Raw genomic sequence first — 1,554 nt, 5'->3', positions numbered from 1 at the left:
CGGAGAACCGGTCGAAAAAGCTCTCCGTACATGATTTTTCGGTCACTTTTCGTCCAATGACGCTGTAGGTGCCTGGAAAATTGCAACTTGCCGCGGCTGCACGACAAGTTGATCGGAGCATCCCTAATGATTTGCGCAGCAGGAACTGAGCATTTAATTCAAGATCGATTTCATGAATTTGAAATACATTAATTGTTGACACGCAACAATTCATACCTACAATTAATTTAGATATAATCTGCCTGAAATCATAATAATACCTTGAATACCCAAGAAGAACCGTGATAGCTTAGAGGTTGATAGCTATGGAAGAAGTTAAATTATATGCAATGACATGCGGCTGGATTACTATGCCTTATGGTTTCTTCATGGCTGGAGAAACGGGCGATCTGGCAATCCCTGTGCCGTGCTATTTGATCGAACATCCGAAAGGCACTGTTTTGTTTGATACAGGCCTTGAGTTGCCTTTGCAGTCCAAAGATCCGGAAGTGGTGAAAAAATCACTCGGAGTTTTTTCAGATATAACGACAGTTAATTTTGTGCCTGGCGAGGATGTAGCTAAGCGCCTGGAGGCTTTCGGCGTCGACCCGCTGAAGATTAACTTTATAATTAATTCTCACCTACACTTCGATCATTGTGGTGGTAATGCCTGCATCCCTAACGCACGACTGGTTATCCAGAAACGTGAGTGGGAGGCAGCAAAGAATGAGGAAAATATTGAAAAAGAAGTGTATGCTCCTCGACACTATGATCTAGGTCACGAGCGCCTTGAAATTGATGGTGAACACGATCTATTTGGTGATGGTTCGGTTGTACTTATCCCGAGCTTTGGTCACACGCCCGGGCACCAGTCGCTGAAAGTCAAAGTAGATGGCAAAGATGTGATCATCACTGCGGATGCCTGCTACTTGAAGGCTTCCCTTGAAAAGATGACGCTTCCAGATGCAATGGTGGTGAATGACGCTCAAGGAATGCTTGATAACTTTAACTTGTTTAAACAGCTAAAGTCCAAAGGGGCAATGGTACTGTACGGGCATGATCCAGAGCAGTCGAAATTACTGACAGATGGTGCCATTCGCAGAGTCAGGCCAGCAGCGCTGGCCGGTCTGCAACAATAACTGTGAAGTACCAAGCAAGAAGTTTCACACGTTGAAGTGCTTGAGGGTTCAGGCAAATTGAAAAGCTCCCTGTCATGTCGCAGGGGTTCAGAAAATTTTCAGCATAAACAATAATAAGGACTGATATATGAAGCCTGCATTGAAAGTATCGTTACTCTTGGCTGCCGGTATCGCAACCTCCCAGGTTTTTGCAGCCCCTGCTCAAACCGGCTTGCCAGACAGCTGCGCAAAAGATGCGAAAGGAAACTATAGCCAGGAATTTGATATTCCATGCAAAGCGCTGGATAACTTCCTGACGACATTCAACGCTAAGAGGGTGTAGACAAAATCAAGTCGTGAGCCGGCGTGCGAGCATCCTAGCCTCGGCCAGCCACACCCATGCCTCGCTAACAGCAAACAACCGGTCGTGGTGCATAATCAGTCGCCGAGCTCTCTC

At 46.1% G+C, this 1,554-nt stretch carries 3 protein-coding genes; 2 read left to right on the top strand and 1 reads right to left on the bottom strand.

The annotated features are described in order from the left end of the window. Nucleotides 1-202, bottom strand: a 202-nt coding sequence (locus L6D80_RS29795) for a hypothetical protein (protein ID WP_236183109.1), incomplete at its 3' end; no start/stop codon positions are given. A gap of 103 nt (nt 203-305) precedes the next feature. Between L6D80_RS29795 and L6D80_RS29790 the strand changes: the two genes are divergently transcribed. Together L6D80_RS29790 and L6D80_RS29785 are read left to right on the top strand one after the other, a co-directional pair. Next, a complete protein-coding gene (locus L6D80_RS29790) occupies nt 306-1,118 on the top strand; it encodes an N-acyl homoserine lactonase family protein (RefSeq protein WP_016486899.1) in 813 nt (270 codons plus the stop codon). A gap of 127 nt (nt 1,119-1,245) precedes the next feature. Continuing rightward, nucleotides 1,246-1,440 carry a hypothetical protein gene (locus L6D80_RS29785; RefSeq protein WP_081264862.1) on the top strand — a complete coding sequence of 65 codons (195 nt, stop codon included), beginning with the start codon at nt 1,246-1,248 and terminating at the stop codon, nt 1,438-1,440. The last annotated feature ends 114 nt before the right edge of the window (nt 1,441-1,554 follow it).

Origin of the sequence: Pseudomonas ceruminis, assembly GCF_021602025.1 — a bacterium.
GTDB classification, from domain to species: domain Bacteria; phylum Pseudomonadota; class Gammaproteobacteria; order Pseudomonadales; family Pseudomonadaceae; genus Aquipseudomonas; species Aquipseudomonas ceruminis.
This window is presented reverse-complemented; position numbering and strand designations above follow the sequence as displayed.